An 18,365-nucleotide genomic window follows, 5' to 3' on the forward strand; every position below is an offset into this window, starting at 1 on the left:
CTTGAAAAGACTGATAAGATGTGACATTTCTGTGCATAGACAGTAACAATTGTAGTCCTGTCCATGTCAAATTGCAAGTGCTTTTACTCAACTTACTTTTGACCTGAATTTTAATGTTGAACTTGGTACATTAATATCCTCATGCTTTATTGTAGCACGTTTCCGAAAACACGCAACCAATTTCCTTGCACAAATTTCAATACTTCCGCCTCTTTATAACGTTTTAACAAAGCTTCTAGTAACTGGGAGTAATCTGCCGCGGATACCATGTCTCCAAACGTCTCGGTAATCCCATCGAAATCGGAACCAAAACCTACGTGGTCTATACCACCCAATGCGCAGATGTGATCCAAGTGGCGTAGCAAGTCATCGATCCAAACTGTGCGCTTCTCCGATACGGTAAAGAAGTCTACAAACGTCAAGCCGATCGCTCCATCTTTGGCGATTAACGCTCGAATTTGCTCGTCCGTCAAATTGCGAGAGTGATGGCATAGGCTTCTCACGTTCGAGTGCGAAGCGATCACTGGTGTTTTCGAGCATTCTAGTACATCCCAGAATCCTGGATCGGCCAAATGCGAAACATCAATGATCATCCCCAGCCGATTCATTTCTTCTATGACTTCTCGTCCAAATGAAGTAAGTCCACCTGGATTCGGCTCCCCGTTTCCACTTGCTAGGGCATTGCCATGATTCCAGGTCAGTGTCATTCCTCGTACACCAAGCCGGAACCACGTACGTAGCTGAACGAGGCTCTCTTCTAATGCATGCGCGCCTTCTACAAACAGAATAGCCCCTTTCTGTCCCTTTAATACGCATTCAGCCAAATCTGCCTTTGTGAAAATAGGACGGAATTGTTCACTCGCCACCTTTTGATAAAAAATATCGATCATTTCTAGTACCGTATGAAAACGTCGTCCAAACGGCACCTGAGAAGGAACGAAGCAGGCAAGCACTTGTATGTCTACATTCCCTTTTTCAAGGGCGGTAAAACCAGCTTGCAAGAGCTTGTCTTCTTTATAAAAGTCCAGCTCGGGATTCTGCCACAGCTTGCATAATACATCGCTATGCGCATCAAAGATTTTCATATGGAAACGCTCCTTCTCTTCGATATCGTCGAAGTTCATACTTCTGGACAAACGAAAAAACCTGTTCATTCTTCGAACAAACAGGCAGGTGAAGCATTTGCAGTTGTATCATCTGGGTTCTACGATTAATTTGATTGCAGTTCGCTCTTCTCCATCAATCACGATGTCGGTAAAGGCTGGAATACAAATGAGGTCAACTCCACTCGGCGCTACGAACCCTCGTGCGATTGCTACTGCTTTCACAGCTTGATTAAGCGCCCCAGCGCCAATGGCTTGGATCTCAGCCGCACCTCGTTCACGAAGAACTCCGGCAAGGGCACCAGCAACGGAATTGGGGTTAGACTTTGCTGAAACTTTTAATACTTCCATCCTTTTTGAACCTCCCGTCTGATAGGAATCCTGTCATCATTAGAATGATATTCGCATAACCCCTAAAAATTCCTGCTAACTTGCATGAAAGATTCAAAAAATTCTAATCTTATTCCCATTATTCCATAAACGGATGGTCAGAGTCAATTCTGATTCGCTCCATTTTTTTCGCATGCCCATTCGTTTTATCTAGGGTAATCAACACCGCATTCAACTGCGCAGGATCTGGTGCTACCTCAAATCGAACAGGGAGCTGCGTTAAAAACTTCTTAATGACAGCTTCGCGTTCCATCCCCAAAATGCCGTTACTTGGGCCACACATGCCTACATCACACAAAAAACCGGTTCCTTGAGGCAAAATACGTTCATCAGCGGTTTGCACATGGGTATGTGTCCCCACGACCGCCGTTACCTTTCCATCGAGGTACCATGACATTGCTTGCTTCTCCGATGTGGCTTCGGCATGAAAGTCTACAAAAATGAACTTCGTGCGCTTCCGAGCTTGCTCTACTAGCTTGTCAGCCATTTGGAACGGGCAGTCCAGCGGTGGCAAGAACGTACGCCCCATCAAATTAATGACGGCTAGTTCCCCTTCAGGCTGTTTGATATATGTAATCCCTTTTCCAGGTGCCCCTTCTGGGAAGTTCGCGGGTCTAATCATCCGCGGCTCATCATCAATAAAATCGAAAATTTCTCTTTGATCCCACGTATGATTCCCGAGCGTAATCGCGTGAACCCCCCACTCGAAAAGCTCCTTGGTAATTTTCTCTGTGATCCCGCGACCATGCGCAGCGTTCTCTCCATTCGCTACGATAAAGGTAGGGTTGTATTTTCGTTTCAGTAACGGCAGATATGTTTTGACGATCTCTCTGCCAGGTAAGCCCATAATATCTCCAATGAATAACAACTTCATTACCAAATCACCTCATTGCTAGTATACACAATTCCTCTGCTCATTAGAAAACTTGACTTCGTCACGCATTTGGTGTGCGACAAAAAAAGTAAAGTGGCACGCAGCCACTTTACTTTGCATACTCAACTGCCCGTGTTTCACGGATAACCGTTACTTTAATATGACCTGGGTAGTCAAGTTCATTTTCAATTCGTTTCGTGATATCCCGTGCCAGACGGGTAGCTTCCGCATCGTCAATCTTATCAGGTTGAACCATCACGCGAATTTCGCGTCCTGCTTGAATCGCATAAGACTTTTCTACGCCATCGAACGACTCAGAGATTTCTTCCAGTTTCTCCAAACGTCTGATATATGTTTCCAATGTCTCACGGCGTGCACCTGGGCGTGCGGCAGACAGAGCGTCAGCAGCTCCCACGAGCATAGCAATGACGGAAGTTGGTTCGGTATCACCGTGATGAGACGCAATACTGTTCACTACAACGTGATGCTCATTGTACTTCTTAGCCAGTTCTACACCGATTTCAACGTGTGAACCTTCTACTTCATGGTCAATCGCTTTTCCGATATCATGCAGCAAACCTGCACGTTTGGCCAGCTTCACATCTTCTTTCAGTTCCGCCGCCATTAAACCGGCGAGATGTGCCACTTCCATAGAGTGCTTCAGTACGTTTTGACCGTAGCTTGTACGATAACGCAAGCGTCCGAGAATCTTGATCAGATCTGGATGCAAGCCGTGAACGCCTGTTTCGAACGTTGCTTGCTCACCGTATTCACGGATTCGCTCGTCTACTTCGCGACGCGCTTTTTCCACCATTTCCTCGATGCGAGCTGGGTGAATGCGACCGTCTGCGACCAGTTTATCCAGCGCTGTCTTGGCGATCTCCCGACGAATCGGGTCGAAGCCAGACAGGATGACTGCTTCTGGAGTATCGTCAATAATCAGATCGATACCAGTCAACGTCTCCAGGGCACGAATGTTACGTCCTTCGCGTCCGATAATACGTCCCTTCATCTCATCATTTGGCAGTGTAACCACAGAAACGGTTGTTTCTGCTACGTGGTCTGCTGCACAACGTTGAATGGAGGTCGTAATGATCTCACGCGCACGCTTGTCCGCTTCTTCTTTGGCCTGAGTCTCAATCTCCTTGATCATCACAGCCATTTCGTGACGGACGGTATTCTCCACATCAGTGAGAATAATCGTCTTCGCCTCATCCTGCGTCAAGCCGGAGATTCGTTCTAGCTCTGATACTTGTTCTTTATATAAGTGCTCTACCTTGCTTTGCAGTTCTGCGATGGCACGGTCACGCTCAGACAATTCTTCTTCTTTGCGCTCCAACTGTTCCATCTTACGGTCCAACGATTCTTCTTTTTGTAGAATTCGTCGTTCCTGACGCTGGATCTCATTGCGTCTCTCACGCAATTCGGTTTCCGCTTCGGATCGAAGCTTGAACACTTCATCCTTTGCCTCCAGCACCTTCTCCTTCTTAACAGCTTCGGCGTCCCGTTTGGCTTCCTCCACGATCTGTCGTGCAGCTTCTTCTGCACTGGAGATCTTCGCTTCCGCAATCGATTTACGAGTGAAGTAGCCAGCACCCAAGCCGATCAGCAGGGCAACGAGCACAATGACAACAGTAATTATAGGATCCATAGGCTTTTCGTTTCACCTCCTTATTGTAAGACATCTCCCCGCTTTCCAAGCATTTGTTTTTCATGGAGTGCTCTCACATTTGAACATTCGGCTATAAAACAAGACCGATTTTACTCGGTCCGCTGAATCCGTACTACTTTCGCACGGTTTTTCAGTTGTTTCATAGGCATCGAGTGAGCAAATCACAAAAGTTATGATACACCAAGTAAATACAAACCTATTTTATTATTTGTGAACAAGAATTGTCAAGATCATGCAAATAGAGTTGACCCTAACTATCGCTTCTACGACGCAATTCTTCACGCATTTGTTGAATGATCGCATGGGAGAATCCCTTGCGCATCAGCATGGACAGCAGTTTGCGTTCTTCATCGGGGTTCGGTGCACCTTCTATGCGTCGCACCTTCTTCTCTATCAATGCGCGAGCAGCATCTAGTTCAGCCTGCCTAGACACGCCACGTACTGCGTCCTCTACAATCGCTCTGTCCACTCCACGCTGGGTAAGCTCCATACGCAGCATATACGGGCTTCTCGGCTTCAAACGCAATCGCTCGTCTACCCATTGCTTCGCAAATGCTTCATCATCGATGTAGCCATGTTCCATGCAGCGCTGACATATCTCTTCTGCAATCTGCGTAGAAAATCCCTTCTCTACCAAATAAGAATGCAGCTGACTGCTTGTCCGTGGGCGTATGCCGAGGTATCGCAAAGCTCCTAAATACGCTTTATGCTTTTCTTCTGCTATCAGGACTTCTCGGCAAAAAGCTTCGTCTAATTCTGTTCCCTTAAATAGGTTGTACTTTACCAGTATGTCTTCATGTACGGTAATGGCATACTCGCCTTCTACATCGATATGGTAGCGTTGCTTTTGTTTGATATCTCGATGAACGGCAGTGATCAGGCCGCTCTTCATGATGATTCACTCCTTCGCAAAGCTAAAATAACAGCCTGTCTCATCGACAGGCTGTTCTTCCACTCTTCATTACTCCAGATCAAATGTAGGCTCTTCATCTTGCTCTGGGTCATGTTCTGCCTCTGCTTCTGGAACAGAACTAGGGTTCAGGCTGAAGTATTCGCGCACCTTTGTTTCAATCTGTGATGCAATGTGCGGATTTTCTTTCAGGAAGACTTTCGAATTCTCTCTACCTTGACCGAGTCGCTCCTCATTGAAGGAGTACCATGCGCCACTCTTTTGTACTACATCGATCTCGGAACCGATGTCGAGAATGCTACCTTCTCTGGAAATACCTTCGCCGTACATGATATCCACTTCAGCAACCTTGAACGGTGGTGCTACTTTATTTTTCACGACCTTGATCTTCGTCTTGCTTCCCAAAATATCGTTACCGACTTTGATAGATTCAGCTTTACGAACGTCCAAACGAACACTCGCGTAGAACTTCAATGCGCGTCCACCTGGAGTTGTTTCCGGGTTACCGAACATGACTCCCACTTTTTCACGAAGCTGGTTGATGAAGATGGCAATCGTTTTGGACTTGTTGATGGCACCGGACAGCTTACGAAGTGCTTGGGACATCAAGCGTGCTTGCAAACCTACGTGGGAATCTCCCATCTCGCCTTCGATCTCTGCTTTTGGCACGAGTGCCGCAACGGAGTCGACTACGATAATGTCTACTGCACCAGAACGTACCAACGCCTCAGCGATCTCCAATGCTTGCTCACCTGTGTCTGGCTGAGACAGCAGCAATTCGTCGATGTTCACACCCAGCTTAGCAGCATAAACCGGATCCAAGGCATGCTCTGCATCGATAAACGCAGCCTGACCACCCTGTCTTTGCACTTCTGCGATCGCATGAAGCGCTACCGTTGTTTTACCAGAAGACTCTGGGCCGTAAATCTCAACAATCCGTCCACGTGGGAAACCACCCACACCAAGTGCGATATCTAGAGCAAGCGCACCGCTAGAAGCCGTAGAAATCTGGATGTTGGATACTTCCCCCAACTTCATAATGGAACCTTTACCGAACTGCTTTTCTATCTGACGCAATGCACTCTCCAAAGCTGCGCGACGATCTGACAAATGGTACACACCCTTTCAACTTTTCGCTTCTGTTTTGCTTGTCTTCATCATACCTCGAGACAGAAGTGTTTGCCAAGTATTTTTTGCGAACAAATATTCGCATCACAAAAAAGCAGCCATTTCCTGGTTATTCCCAGCGAAATGACTGCTTCTCATTTCTATTGAATTAGGAACGCTTCGCTCCGCGAGGCTTTGCAGGCTCCAGATTGATTCGTTTTCCGTTGATTCGGGTTTGACGCAGTGACTCATAAACGAATGCCGCAACCTCTTCTGGAACCTCAACAAACGTGAAGCTCTCGAAAATGTCGATGCGACCTACTGATTTTCCTGGGATACCAACAGATTCAGAGATCTCTCGTACCAGATCCTGCGGCTTCATGTTCGCATTGCGACCTACGTTCAGGAAGAAGCGAACCATGCCTTTTGCTGCACCCGTCTCACCAAAGTTGTACGCTTCTGCTTCCTGCCCTTGTCCCGCTTCCGTATGGAATGCCAGGTGCAATGCAGCAGCTGCTACTTTTTCAGCCGGGTATTGACCTACGAGAGCATCCGCTACTTTTTGATACATATCCGCGATAGCATCGCTTTCCAAAAGGCTAGTCAACTGTTCACGCAACTGCTCTTGTTTACGCTCTGCCACTTCCTCCAAAGAAGGAACATTGCGAGAGAGCACTTGTGCTTTTGTCTGCTTTTGGATAAACATCATTTGTCTTACTTCACGAGGCGTAACCAACGTCATCGCAATTCCTTTGCGACCTGCACGACCAGTACGGCCAATACGGTGTACGTAGCTCTCAGAGTCTTGTGGAATATCGTAGTTGATTACGTGAGAGACGTTTCCTACGTCGATACCACGTGCTGCTACATCTGTCGCGATCAGGAATTCAATCGATCCCTCACGGAACGCATTCATGACCTTGTCGCGTTGTGCCTGGGACAAATCGCCATGCAAGCCGTCCGCAAGGTATCCGCGGGATTGCAGCACTTCGGACAACTCATCTACACCGCGCTTAGTACGACAGAAAATGATACCCAGCTCAACATCCTCACTGTCCAAGATGCGGCAGAGGCTCTCCACTTTATTTCGGTCAAACACTTTGTAGTATACCTGTTCGATCAATGGCGCCGTTACTTCTTCACGGCTCACCGCAATCGTTTGCGGCTGTTTCATGTACCGGGTAGCCAAACGCTTGATTTCTGGCGGCATCGTCGCAGAGAACAGCAAGGTTTGACGCTCATCTGGCATATGATTGATGATTGTCTCGATATCTTCGATGAAGCCCATGTCCAGCATTTCATCCGCTTCATCCAAAACGAGTGTATGTACGTGATCCAGCTTCAATGTTTTGCGACGCAAGTGGTCCATGACACGACCAGGAGTACCTACAACGATTTGTACACCTTGGCGCAGTGCACGAATTTGATGTCCGATCGATTGTCCGCCATAGATTGGCAGCGTACGAACCTTGTTGTATTTGGAGATACGCAAGAGCTCTCCTGCTACCTGAATAGCCAACTCACGAGTCGGGGTCAGCACGATCGCTTGTACACGATTGGCAGGTGTAATCTTTTCAACAAGTGGAATCCCGAAGGCAGCAGTCTTACCAGTACCTGTCTGTGCTTGACCAATCAGGTCTCCGCCATCCAGAACTTTTGGAATGCAAGCTGCCTGAATCGGTGATGGCTCCTCGAAGCCCATATCGTGAATCGCTTGCAGAATAGATTTATGTAAAGGAAAATCAGAAAAAATCGTCATGAAAAAATCACCTTTCTTTTTGCATTTGCAACGCATAAAACAACGCGTATTTAGCGGCACGCCCAACGATTGCATGCCTTCTTCCGGCAAGGCGCAGCTCTTTTACAACGGTGGGCATTCCTTCTGCCGCGATCCCCACGTAAACAAGGCCAACAGGCTTGCCCTCGGAAGGATCGGGTCCAGCCACTCCCGTAACGGAAATCCCGTAAGTAGCTCCCAGCTTTTCTCGTACATGTTCAGCCAGCATTTGAGCTGTTTTGTCACTGACTGCCCCATCTGTTTGCAAAATCGAATCAGGTACTTCGAGCAGCTGTTTTTTCACTTCATTGGTGTAGCAAACTACCCCGCCACGAAACACTTGCGAGCTTCCCGGCACAGAGGTAATCAACGAGGCAATCGCTCCACCTGTACAGCTTTCTGCACAAGCAATTGTCTCATTTCTCTTTTTCAGCTCAGAAACCAGCACATCATGCAGTGACGAGTTCTCGCCCATCCCGTACATGTACTGGCCAACACGGCTGAGAATTTCTTTTTCTACAGGTAAAATCAAGGTTTCTCCTTCTTCGACTGTAGCAGCTCTTGCCGTAATTCGCAGCGTTACTTCGAATTCTTTGGCGTATGGAGCGATCGTTGGATTGTCCTGCTTTTCGATCAGATCAAGCAGTTTTTCCTCCAAAGCGGATTCGCCTATTCCGTAGAACCGGAGTAAATGAGAATGAAACACTTGTTTATCGGGGAGCAAATCGGTCAAGTAAGGCATCACGTAATTCTCCACCATTGGGTACATCTCACTAGGTGGTCCAGGCAATAGCACGAACGTACTACTGTCATGACGGATCGCCATCCCCGGCGCCATCCCAAAATCGTTGGAGAATACATGGCTGCCAGAAAGCACCAGCGCCTGCTTACGATTGTTCTCCGTCATGACAATCCCACGTTGCGAAAAGAATTTTTCAATTCTCTCCATGGCCTCTGAATTCGTTTCCAATCCAATGCCTACATGCCCCGCCACGGTTTCTTTCGTCAAATCATCTTGAGTTGGTCCTAGCCCACCCGTGAAAATGACGAGATCAGATCGTCCTGATGCCAATCGAATCACTTGTAGCAATCGCTCCGTGTTGTCTCCCACAACCGTATGAAAGTAAACTCCCACGCCAATTTCCGCCAGCTTCTGAGAAAGAAACTGTGCGTTGGTGTTAGCGATCTGGCCTAACAAAAGTTCGGTACCTACCGCGATAATCTCCGCTCTCATCTTCCTCATCCATTCTCTTTGAGAGTAGAAAAGCCTCTAAACTAACAGTTTATCACTTGCAAACGCTCAAGAGAAGAGTCTTGTGAAAAAAGAGACCAATACCCGCATTACGAGTATTGGATCACGTTACGATTTTTCGCAAAGTAGTCGTACCCGGAGTAAATCGTGATGATCACCATCGCCCATGTAGCTAATTCGTCGAACGGAATGCCGAAGAAACCAAATGGGAAGTTGCGAATCATGACAGCCGTAATCGCTACGATCTGCACCCATGTTTTCAGTTTGCCCAATGCACTCGCGGCAATTACCTGTCCTTCTGCCGCAGCAACTAGTCGTAAACCCGTTACCGCAAACTCCCTGCTGATAATGACAATCGCAATCCACGCTTCCAAACGCTGCATCTCTACCAGCGAAATGAGTGCGGCAGAAACCAACAGCTTATCAGCAAGCGGATCCAGAAACTTCCCCAAATTTGTCACGATTTTTTTCTTCCGTGCAATATAACCGTCGAGTCCGTCCGTACTGGCTGCTAGGATAAATACCAAAGCCGCAATCAGCTCATTATACGTCATCGTCAGGCTACCAATCGAAAATGTCCCGATGTTGTAACGCACCAGCAGAAAAAACATAACTACCGGCACCAGAAAAATCCTGGCGAGGGTGATGCGGTTGGCGAGATTCACCTAGACTACCTCCCCGGCTAAATCGTATTCATAGGAGTGTGTTATTTTTACTTTTACAATGGTGCCCAGTTCGCCTTTAAAACCAGTGACGAATACTTCACCATCGATTTCCGGAGCGTCATACTGTGTTCGACCTACATAAATATCGTTACGTCCTTCGTAACGTTCAATCAAAACATCCAAGACTTGACCAACAAAGCGTCCATTGCGATCTCCGGCTACTTCACGCTGAATTTCCATCAGCATGTTCGCACGTTTTTCCTTAACCTCTTCGTCTACGTGGTCAGGCAGACGGGAAGCTGGAGTGTCATCCTCGTTGGAGTAAGTAAACACACCCAGTCGATCAAAGCGGATATCCTTGACAAACTCGCTCAGACGCTCGAAGTCTTCCTCTGTTTCCCCAGGGAACCCTACGATCAAAGAGGTACGCAGTGCAACATCTGGGACCTGTGCGCGAATTTTTGCTACCAGCGCACGAATATCCGTCTGTCTTCCTGGGCGACGCATTCTTTTCAGAATATGGTCTTCCGAATGCTGCAAAGGCATGTCTACGTATTTGCATACTTTTGGATTGGTAGCAAAGGTGTGGATCAGTTCATCCGTGAAAAATCCAGGGTATGCATAGTGAAGACGAATCCACTCGATGCCCTCGACTTCTGCCAGACGGTTTAAAAGTTCAGGAAGCATCAATTTTCCATCGTAAATATCTGTTCCGTAGTTCGTAGAATCTTGTGCGATCAGACTTACTTCTACGACCCCTTGTGCCGCCAGATGACGAGCTTCTTCCACGATGGATTCGATTGTACGACTGCGGAATCCTCCACGCATCAAAGGAATCGAGCAAAACGTACAGGCGTTGTCGCAGCCCTCGGCAATTTTAATATATGCGGTGTACGTGCCTTGCTTTACTTTCCGTTTCACTACATCTTCGTACGTAAAAATGGGATTTCCTACAAAGATCGGTCGCTTGCCCTCTAGAGATTCTTCGATAATACCTGTAATCGACATAAAATCGCCTGTTCCGACAATGCCATCCACCTCAGGAATCTCATTCAAGATATCCTCTTTGTAACGTTGTGTGAGACAGCCTGCCACCACAAGCGATTTCAGTTTACCGGATTCCTTCAATTCACCCATTTCCAGAATCTTATTTACGGATTCTTCCTTGGCTGCATCGATGAAACCGCAGGTATTGACGATAACCACAGTTGCTTCCTCCGGGTTATCAACCAGTTCATAACCTTTTTCATCTATCAGATGGGCCATCATGTCCGAATCAACGAGATTTTTTTCACAGCCCAGCGTAACAATCGCTACTTTTTCACGCGTGCCTACCTTCTCTGTCATCTTTTTTCCTCCAATTGGTCACACCAACCCATATTACACCTAACCAGTATAATATAAGCCTAAAGGAAGTGTCAAAAAAGAGAAAAGAACAAAAGGCAAGCATATGCTTGCCTACTGGGTGACCGCCTCTTTTACTTTCATCGTAATATTTGACGGCATTGACTTCATTTTAGACGTGTCTACCAAGACTCCGTTCACCTTTAATTCCAATACAGTCGGTTTGCCCAAACGAATATAAGCGGATTTCCCAAGCTCAATCGTTTTTTCCTGATCTTTTTTGAGCGTGCCCTGCTCAACATACTTTTTTCCTTTTCCTTCCGATATACCAAACCAGCTTGTTTCTTCTTTCACCTTCAGATAAACCGTGATTTTTTCTCCACCCTGCAAGGAATAGTTATACATGGATCCTTGCTGCGATTCAAATGTGATGGTTGCCTGAGGAGTTTCCGTAACGGTCTCAGGTGGGTTTGTTCCTGTTTGAGGGTTCGGTGTGGTAATAGAAGGAGGCTTCGGTTGTTGAGCAATCGGGGATGTTTCCGCTCCACCACCATTGCCAGGCGTGACAATTTCCGCACCAGGGTTAACAGTTCCCCCCGGCACTGGTTGAGTAAACTGACCTCCGTTGTTGTTGACGACAGCGAAATAAATAACCCCGATAATCAAGGCAATAAACAATACGAGCAAGGTTTTGGTCACCCATCGCCCCGCTTGTAATGGATTGTTCGCTGAAGCAACTCGTCTGCGACGCAGTCTCTCTACTTGCTCTGTAGGTGGCTGGGCCGGCAAATCGGACTGAAAGTGATTCAGGATGTGGTTCGGGTCTAGACCGACAGCTTCCGCATAACTCTTTATAAATGCACGCGCGTAAAAGTGGCCAGGAAGTACGTGAAAATGACCCCTTTCAATTGCTTCCAAATATCGCCGCTGTATCTTGGTGATACGTTGGATGTCGTCGAGCGTGATTCCTTTTTCTTCGCGGGCCCTTTGCAGGACTTGACCTAGCTCAGACACAGCTGCCCCTCCTTAATTCATTTCGAAATTATCAAAGCCGCGATTGTTGATAAGCTCATAGGTAATCTCTTCATCCGGATGATGGCGCAGCTCAATTATGTAATGGAAATCATCAAGTTGATACTCTGATTCCCTTACGAATATATCCGGATGCTCAATGATTTTTGCGGCAGGAAAGTTCATAATCTCCCGAAGCAAGGTGAAGTGCTTTTCTGTCGATCGCAGCGTTGAGACAATTCCATCTATCAAATATACATGATCAGTAGACATTTCATCAATGGCTAAGGAACTACGCACCGTCTGGCGCAACAAAGTGGAGGAAATAAATGTCCAACGTTTATTGGCGGATACGCTGGCAGCAATCATTGATTCAGTCTTCCCTACACGAGGCATTCCACGGATCCCGATGAGCTGATGACCTTCCCTCTTCAGGATTTCTGCCATGAAATCGACCAGCAAGCCCAGCTCTTCACGAACAAAGCGAAACGTTTTTTTGTCCTCGCTATCCCGTTCAATATAGCGACCGTGGCGAACAGCCAAGCGATCCAGCATTGTCGGGGGACGTAACCTCGTTATGGTTATGTTGTCCATTTTTTGCACAACGTTGCGCAAAACCTCCATTTTCTCATCATCATCGGTCAAAAGCAGCATACCTCGGCGCATGGTATCCACACCATTGATCGTCACGATATTGATGTTCAACATCCCCAGAATAGAAGATACGTCCCCTAAGAGACCGGGACGGTTACGGGCAATCTCATACTCCATGTACCATTCTTTCTTCGCTTCCATATGCAATCCTCTCCGCCAACCAGAATTCTCTTCTTATGTAGTATATCACGTTCGTTTCATTCGACAATCGCGAAAAGAAAAATCCCCAAAAGTAGGGGATTTGAATGGCTAGCTGCCAGCGTTCGCGTCATTGCGATTCTGAACAAGCTTCACCATGAGTGTTGCCAAAGCTTGTTGCTGCTGTTGATCACCTGCGTCCCACAGTTGTTTCAACAGACGCTCCTGATCGTTTTTCGGGTCTACTTGCTCAGATAGATAGCTACCGATTTGATAAGCTACATTTTGAAGCGTTTCGCTTTCCATCCCGGCTTGTTTCGCTTGTTCTACCCGATCTCCGAGAAACGCTTTCCAGTCGCTGAAATTGTCAAGAATCGACATAGGGAAATTCCCTCCTTTTGTACGTTGCGAACAGATTTGCTGCCCACACAAAAGGTAGAATTCCATCATTTCTCGTATTTTATTCATGCATACTTTTCTTCTAGGTGTACCATCCACCGTTTGGACTAATCACTTGCCCTGTCACATAACTGGAATCCGCCGAAAGCAAGAAACGCACGACTGCGGCTACCTCATATGGTTGTCCGAGACGGTTGGCAGGAATTTCTTCCGCGATCATTTCCATTTCATCCGGAGCAAAGCGCTCCATCATTCCACCAGCAATCGCTCCTGGAGCGACTGCATTTACCGTGATTCCGTTTGGTGCCATTTCCTTTGCCAAGGCTTTGGTGAACGTATTGATTGCTCCTTTGGTCATGGAGTACAGTACTTCACACGAACCGCCAGTAAGCCCCCATATAGAAGAAATATTGACGATGCGCCCATACCTTGCACGTAGCATCGCCGGAACAGCAGCTTGGCAGACCAAAAAAGCGGATCGAACATTGAGGGCAAGGAGCTCATCGAATTTCTCGACAGTCACATCCGTAAATAATCCGACATCGTCCACTGAAGCGTTGTTTACGATCAACAGTGGTGCAGCCTGCATCTGAGCAAACATCGCTGCAATTTGCTGTGGATCCCGCAGATCAGCTTGGAGGATGCCGAACGGAACGCCCCGCTCCTGGCATTTTTGCACCAACGGCTCTAATTTTTCTTTATTTCGATTGTAATGCAGATAAAGGGGAACCCCCGCATCAATCAGGTAGGCACCGATCGCCTGCCCGATCTCTCCGGAAGCTCCCGTAATTAACGCCCATGGCGTTTCTTGCTTGAACATGAATACATTACTCCTGTGGCGAAGCGGAACGAACGATGGAAACAGCCATCTGCTCGGTTAAAAAATGCTCCTTCAAACGTTTTTCCACATCTTCGCGTGTGATCGACTCCAAGGTCGGCACTACGGAAAACAGATCGTTTCCGTTAAATTTGAAGCTGGTAAACTGGTTAGCGATAAACTCCACGGAGTTTAAAGAACGCAGGAAGTTTCCGATTTTTTTACGCTTCGCACGCTCAAAATCTTCCTGGGCTATACCGGTTTGCTTCAACTGTTCGATTTCTGCTTTGATCGTTTCCACCAAACGCTCTGGATCAGGTGTATCTCCACCGATGATCGTATACGCATAATCCTGCTCACTGCTGTAGTCAAAATCAAAGCTTTCCGTAATCAGCTCGCTGTCATACAAACGCTCATAGACAGCGGAGCTAGTGCCGAACGCGATGTCCAATACCAGTTTAGTAGTCAACTCGCGTTTTAACAAGGCTTCCTTGGTTAGACCGTTTTCCTTTTCCTTGATTCCAATCATGCATTTGGGCAGACCCACTGTTAGAAACGCTTCTACTTTCGCTTCCGCTGGCTCTGATGGCTCTTCTGGAAAAACGCGCGTGATTTGTGGCGCAGGAGGAAACTCCTTAGCTCCCTGATTTTCACGAATGAGCTTCATAATCGCTTCTGGTTCAAAGGAGCCCACGACCAGCAGAAGCATATTGGCAGGATGATAAAACGTTTCATAGCACTGATACAAATTTTCTTTTGTAATATGAGAGATCGTCTCGATCGTACCCGCAATTTCAATGTTAATCGGATACTTCTGGTACATAGCTTTTAGAAGGTTCATGTACACCTTCCAGTCCGGATTGTCCTCGTACATGGTGATTTCCTGGCCGATGATTCCTTTTTCCTTTTCTACACTGGCATCTGTGAAATACGGGTCCTGTACATAATCAAGCAGCAGATTCAGATTGTCATCTAACTTATCTGTGCATGAGAACAAATAAGCCGTACGATTGAAGCTCGTGAACGCATTGCAGCTCGCCCCGTTTTTACTGAATTCGTGCATGACATCCCGATCTTTTTTCTCAAACATTTTGTGCTCTAGAAAATGCGCAATGCCGTCGGGAACATTGATTTCTTCCCCGCTTCGGGTGCGGAAATGGCTATCAATGGAGCCGTAGCGCGTTGTGAACACAGCGTATGTTTTGCTGAAGCCCTGTTTGGGAACCAAATAGACTTGCAATCCATTTTGGAGAGCTTCATGATATACCGTTTCATTTACTTGTTCAAAATCAGTGGTCTGCATCTTATGCCTCTCCCTTCTTGTCCCGTAGCAGATAAATCGTATCGATCGTCACCTTGCTTGCTACTTTCTTGATATCCTCAATGGTCGCTTGGTTGATCCCCGCCAAAAGCTCTTCGATTTTCCGAGGACGTCCGCTAATCACACCGTTGTACGTAAATTCAATCATGCCGCGAGCGCTGTCCAATAGTTCGCGGAACTGGTTAGACAATGTCGCACGTGTCTGGCTCATTTCCTCTTCCGATATGGTTCCTTGTCGCATCAAATCAAGCTGTTGCTTAATAATCTCAACCGCACGCTGATATTTGCTTACATCAATCCCGGACATAATCATGAGAATCCCTTTGTGGCTCTCTAGCCTGGATACGGCATAGTAAGCGAGACTCTCTTTTTCACGGACATTGACAAACAACTTGGAGTGAGGAAAACCGCCTAAAATCCCGTTATATAGCAACAACGTCGGGTAGTCCTCATCCTTATAAGTGATCTGCGTACGGCAGCCAATATTGAGCTTTGCTTGGCTGACATCGAGTCGATCGATCACTTCGCTTTCAGCAGATACGTCCTTCGCGGTCGATTCGATCTGTGGTTCACCTACTTGGGAGCGTTCCAAGGGAATGTGCTTAGAAATAGCCTCGCTCACTTCCTGCTGCTCGACATCGCCCACCACGAACATATTGATTGGATTCGTCGTCGTTATTTCTTTAAAATATTGATACAGCTCCTGACCAGTGATCTTCGGCAAATCCGCCACACGACCTTGGACGAGTAGAGAGAATGGTTCCCCTTTACACATTTCTTCTGTCACGCGTTGGTTTGCATACTTCATTTTGTCGTCGATCAAACTCTCTATCCGTTTACGAAGCGTCTCTTTTTCCTGTGCCATGTACTTTTCAGAAAAAGCGTTGTTTTGTACATATGGTCTGACGAGCATATCTCCTACGAATTCGATGGCCTGCTCCAAAAGTGAGGCTTCATTGGACAAATATTTTTCATTCGGTACTTCCATGTAAATTTGCAGGATTTGCCGCTCGCCCTTTTTCATCACATCGACATCAAAAATGGCTCCGTACAGGAAATCCAAATGTGCTCGCAATAGCTTCGTTTCTGGAAAACGAGCGCTGGCACGTTTCATGACCATTGCAAGCAAAGCTGTTTTTGTTACGTGCTCCTCCGATAGCGCCTGTTCAATCATCGTCACGACCGTCGTGGTCTTGAACTTTTTGGTTGGAAGGATATGTACGTTCATCCCATTGATTTGGGAGCTTTGAAATGCAATTTCGGTTGTAGTAGCAGTCATAGTTCAATCTCCCTTCTCCATCAGCTTACTTCATATTCTTCTCTATTGTAACCAATTGTCAGGGCATCAAGCATCAGAATCTTCCATTATATATCCCAGTGCTTCATCCTATGCGCTCACGCAAGTCCCGTAATACGTAAATCACAGCGCTTCCGTTGAATAAAAAAAGAGCGAACGGCCCTTTTTTACAAAGGGTGTTCACTCTTTTCCTTACATATCCATTGCATCCCAGTCCCCGGGATCATCCGATGTGCTATGCTCTTCAACAAATCGACCGCAATCAGACGAGAGACAGAGCATGCCATCCAGTTGCTCATCGTGAAAGGGTAAGCCGTGGCTTCCCCCACAGTACGGACAAGTCCACATACGAAGAGCCTCCTTTTATTCGTGAAGGTACTCCGTAGTAGTTTGTCCCAATTTTAAAGGGGACTTTCCACTTTATTTTGTTCCCAAACCCGCAAGTAATCATAAGGATCGATGGCCTTCCCCGTGCTGTTACGATAGAGGCCAAAATGTAGGTGAGGTTCAAACATTCCCACTGTCCCTGTTCCACCGTAGCCTGTATCTCCAACAAAACCGATCAACTGCCCAGCTTTTATCGTTTTCCCAACATACAATCCTGGTGTATACGCCTGCAAATGAGCGTAATACATCCGATATTGGCCATTCTCATCCGTAATGTTTACTCTCCAGCCACCATACGTATTCCAGCCCACTTTGTTGATCGTCCCATCGGATACCGAGTAAATCGGCGTTCCTTTCGGTGCCATAATGTCGATGCCCTCGTGACTTCGGACACTGCCGCTATTCGTCTCCGTCCACTCTCGATCAGATCCGAAGCTATCCCCATACGGCTCATACCAACTATGATCGTGGAAAGGAAAACGAAATTGTTTCCCAATCAATTGATTATCCGCAACTTTTGTGGCAATAGGGTGCTCAGCTCTTTGCGCCCCTTCTGGCAAAAATAAAACTTGCCCCACTAGTAACTCATCAAAAGAGAGATGGTTATTTTTCTGAATGGCACTCATGTTCGTGTCGTGGCGAGCTGCAATTTTTGATAAGGTATCACCCTGTTGAACGACATAAGGATTCAACGAGTATTTGACACTCGTTGTCTTGTCTTCCACAGGTTTGGATTGTATGTATGCAACGGCCGTATTCTCATCCCATTGGACTTGATAACCAAATGCCTCGGAGATAAATCGGATTGGCACAAGCGTCCGCTTATTCACAATGATTGGAGAGACATCCATCTTCAAACGTTTTCCATCTACATACGCTATCTGGCTACCAATCGTAAGGGATATATGCTTGCTTTTTTTGTTGAGTGATACTTTTTGAGTGGCGGCCTCGTAGCTTACTTCTGAGCCTGTTGCCTCGGCTACTACCCTTATCGGAACGAGCATTCGCCCATTTCGATGGATGGGCGTTACATCAGATTGGACGCCGATTCCATCGACAACAACAGAAATAACAGGTCCTGGCTCTTTTGCAAAAACCATTCCACCGGGTATTGCTATCATCAGGCAAAAAACAAAAGCGCCTAGAATCCTGTTCCATCGATAACTGCTGTACTCACGTAGACAGCGGTTCATCTTTTTCCCTCCCCACAGACAATTTGCTAAAACGGATAAGACCGTTTTTTGCGG

General features: G+C 46.8%; 18 protein-coding genes. All 18 read right to left on the reverse strand.

Translation table 11 applies throughout. The annotated features are described in order from the left end of the window. Window positions 1-146: 146 nt before the first annotated feature. A complete protein-coding gene (locus ODZ53_RS00110) occupies window positions 147-1,085 on the reverse strand; it encodes a dipeptidase (RefSeq protein WP_372675524.1) in 939 nt (312 codons plus the stop codon). Window positions 1,086-1,193: 108 nt separating this feature from the next. After that, window positions 1,194-1,454, reverse strand: coding sequence for a stage V sporulation protein SpoVS (spoVS, locus tag ODZ53_RS00115; protein WP_003385776.1), 261 nt, complete (start codon window positions 1,452-1,454; stop codon window positions 1,194-1,196). A gap of 118 nt (window positions 1,455-1,572) precedes the next feature. Continuing rightward, entirely contained in the window at window positions 1,573-2,367 is a 795-nt protein-coding gene (locus ODZ53_RS00120; RefSeq protein ID WP_199928471.1) for a TIGR00282 family metallophosphoesterase, read from the reverse strand. A gap of 109 nt (window positions 2,368-2,476) precedes the next feature. Further along, window positions 2,477-4,018 (reverse strand): ribonuclease Y, encoded by a 1,542-nt coding sequence (rny, locus tag ODZ53_RS00125; RefSeq protein WP_007719154.1) that lies wholly within the window; start codon window positions 4,016-4,018, stop codon window positions 2,477-2,479. 271 nt (window positions 4,019-4,289) lie between these two features. Further along, the gene (locus tag ODZ53_RS00130) at window positions 4,290-4,931 is read right to left on the reverse strand and encodes a RecX family transcriptional regulator (protein WP_015891677.1); all 642 of its coding nucleotides are present in this window, start codon (window positions 4,929-4,931) and stop codon (window positions 4,290-4,292) included. Between the two features lie 69 nt (window positions 4,932-5,000). Continuing rightward, window positions 5,001-6,059 (reverse strand): recombinase RecA, encoded by a 1,059-nt coding sequence (gene recA, locus ODZ53_RS00135; protein WP_015891678.1) that lies wholly within the window; start codon window positions 6,057-6,059, stop codon window positions 5,001-5,003. 166 nt (window positions 6,060-6,225) lie between these two features. Further along, window positions 6,226-7,815, reverse strand: a complete 1,590-nt coding sequence (locus tag ODZ53_RS00140) for a DEAD/DEAH box helicase (protein ID WP_015891679.1) — start codon at window positions 7,813-7,815, stop codon at window positions 6,226-6,228. A gap of 7 nt (window positions 7,816-7,822) precedes the next feature. Further along, window positions 7,823-9,067, reverse strand: a complete 1,245-nt coding sequence (locus ODZ53_RS00145; protein WP_372675525.1) for a competence/damage-inducible protein A — start codon at window positions 9,065-9,067, stop codon at window positions 7,823-7,825. 107 nt (window positions 9,068-9,174) lie between these two features. Beyond that, window positions 9,175-9,750 (reverse strand): CDP-diacylglycerol--glycerol-3-phosphate 3-phosphatidyltransferase, encoded by a 576-nt coding sequence (gene pgsA, locus ODZ53_RS00150; RefSeq protein ID WP_015891681.1) that lies wholly within the window; start codon window positions 9,748-9,750, stop codon window positions 9,175-9,177. Then, complete coding sequence (rimO, locus tag ODZ53_RS00155) at window positions 9,751-11,097, reverse strand: 30S ribosomal protein S12 methylthiotransferase RimO (RefSeq protein WP_064202400.1); 1,347 nt, start codon at window positions 11,095-11,097, stop codon at window positions 9,751-9,753. Between the two features lie 111 nt (window positions 11,098-11,208). Further along, entirely contained in the window at window positions 11,209-12,108 is a 900-nt protein-coding gene (locus ODZ53_RS00160) for a helix-turn-helix domain-containing protein (protein WP_199928469.1), read from the reverse strand. Window positions 12,109-12,120: 12 nt separating this feature from the next. Further along, complete coding sequence (locus tag ODZ53_RS00165) at window positions 12,121-12,900, reverse strand: YmfK family protein (RefSeq protein ID WP_015891684.1); 780 nt, start codon at window positions 12,898-12,900, stop codon at window positions 12,121-12,123. Between the two features lie 108 nt (window positions 12,901-13,008). Further along, window positions 13,009-13,278: a DUF3243 domain-containing protein gene (locus ODZ53_RS00170; protein ID WP_015891685.1), complete on the reverse strand. Its 270-nt coding sequence runs from the start codon at window positions 13,276-13,278 to the stop codon at window positions 13,009-13,011. Window positions 13,279-13,378: 100 nt separating this feature from the next. Then, window positions 13,379-14,116 (reverse strand): elongation factor P 5-aminopentanone reductase, encoded by a 738-nt coding sequence (ymfI, locus tag ODZ53_RS00175; protein ID WP_087346722.1) that lies wholly within the window; start codon window positions 14,114-14,116, stop codon window positions 13,379-13,381. 7 nt (window positions 14,117-14,123) lie between these two features. Continuing rightward, the gene (yfmH, locus tag ODZ53_RS00180; RefSeq protein ID WP_064202403.1) at window positions 14,124-15,416 is read right to left on the reverse strand and encodes an EF-P 5-aminopentanol modification-associated protein YfmH; all 1,293 of its coding nucleotides are present in this window, start codon (window positions 15,414-15,416) and stop codon (window positions 14,124-14,126) included. Window position 15,417: 1 nt separating this feature from the next. Further along, window positions 15,418-16,713, reverse strand: a complete 1,296-nt coding sequence (gene yfmF / locus ODZ53_RS00185) for an EF-P 5-aminopentanol modification-associated protein YfmF (RefSeq protein WP_372675526.1) — start codon at window positions 16,711-16,713, stop codon at window positions 15,418-15,420. A gap of 210 nt (window positions 16,714-16,923) precedes the next feature. Continuing rightward, the gene (locus ODZ53_RS00190; RefSeq protein WP_016743372.1) at window positions 16,924-17,079 is read right to left on the reverse strand and encodes a hypothetical protein; all 156 of its coding nucleotides are present in this window, start codon (window positions 17,077-17,079) and stop codon (window positions 16,924-16,926) included. Window positions 17,080-17,132: 53 nt separating this feature from the next. Then, entirely contained in the window at window positions 17,133-18,311 is a 1,179-nt protein-coding gene (locus ODZ53_RS00195) for a stalk domain-containing protein (RefSeq protein WP_372675527.1), read from the reverse strand. Between the last annotated feature and the right edge of the window lie 54 nt (window positions 18,312-18,365).

Source organism: Brevibacillus sp. BD137, from assembly GCF_041644655.1.
Taxonomy (GTDB): Bacteria; Bacillota; Bacilli; order Brevibacillales; family Brevibacillaceae; genus Brevibacillus; species Brevibacillus brevis_D.

Coding starts and splice junctions, on each gene's coding strand:
- ODZ53_RS00110 (WP_372675524.1), bottom strand. CDS start 1,085: ATGAAAATCTTTGATGCGCATAGCGATGTATTATGCAAGCTGTGGCAG.
- ODZ53_RS00120 (WP_199928471.1), bottom strand. CDS start 2,367: ATGAAGTTGTTATTCATTGGAGATATTATGGGCTTACCTGGCAGAGAG.
- ODZ53_RS00170 (WP_015891685.1), bottom strand. CDS start 13,278: ATGTCGATTCTTGACAATTTCAGCGACTGGAAAGCGTTTCTCGGAGAT.
- ODZ53_RS00145 (WP_372675525.1), bottom strand. CDS start 9,067: ATGAGAGCGGAGATTATCGCGGTAGGTACCGAACTTTTGTTAGGCCAG.
- ODZ53_RS00195 (WP_372675527.1), bottom strand. CDS start 18,311: ATGAACCGCTGTCTACGTGAGTACAGCAGTTATCGATGGAACAGGATT.
- spoVS (WP_003385776.1), bottom strand. CDS start 1,454: ATGGAAGTATTAAAAGTTTCAGCAAAGTCTAACCCCAATTCCGTTGCT.
- rny (WP_007719154.1), bottom strand. CDS start 4,018: ATGGATCCTATAATTACTGTTGTCATTGTGCTCGTTGCCCTGCTGATC.
- ODZ53_RS00165 (WP_015891684.1), bottom strand. CDS start 12,900: ATGGAAGCGAAGAAAGAATGGTACATGGAGTATGAGATTGCCCGTAAC.
- ymfI (WP_087346722.1), bottom strand. CDS start 14,116: ATGTTCAAGCAAGAAACGCCATGGGCGTTAATTACGGGAGCTTCCGGA.
- yfmF (WP_372675526.1), bottom strand. CDS start 16,713: ATGACTGCTACTACAACCGAAATTGCATTTCAAAGCTCCCAAATCAAT.
- ODZ53_RS00140 (WP_015891679.1), bottom strand. CDS start 7,815: ATGACGATTTTTTCTGATTTTCCTTTACATAAATCTATTCTGCAAGCG.
- rimO (WP_064202400.1), bottom strand. CDS start 11,097: ATGACAGAGAAGGTAGGCACGCGTGAAAAAGTAGCGATTGTTACGCTG.
- ODZ53_RS00130 (WP_015891677.1), bottom strand. CDS start 4,931: ATGAAGAGCGGCCTGATCACTGCCGTTCATCGAGATATCAAACAAAAG.
- ODZ53_RS00190 (WP_016743372.1), bottom strand. CDS start 17,079: ATGTGGACTTGTCCGTACTGTGGGGGAAGCCACGGCTTACCCTTTCAC.
- yfmH (WP_064202403.1), bottom strand. CDS start 15,416: ATGCAGACCACTGATTTTGAACAAGTAAATGAAACGGTATATCATGAA.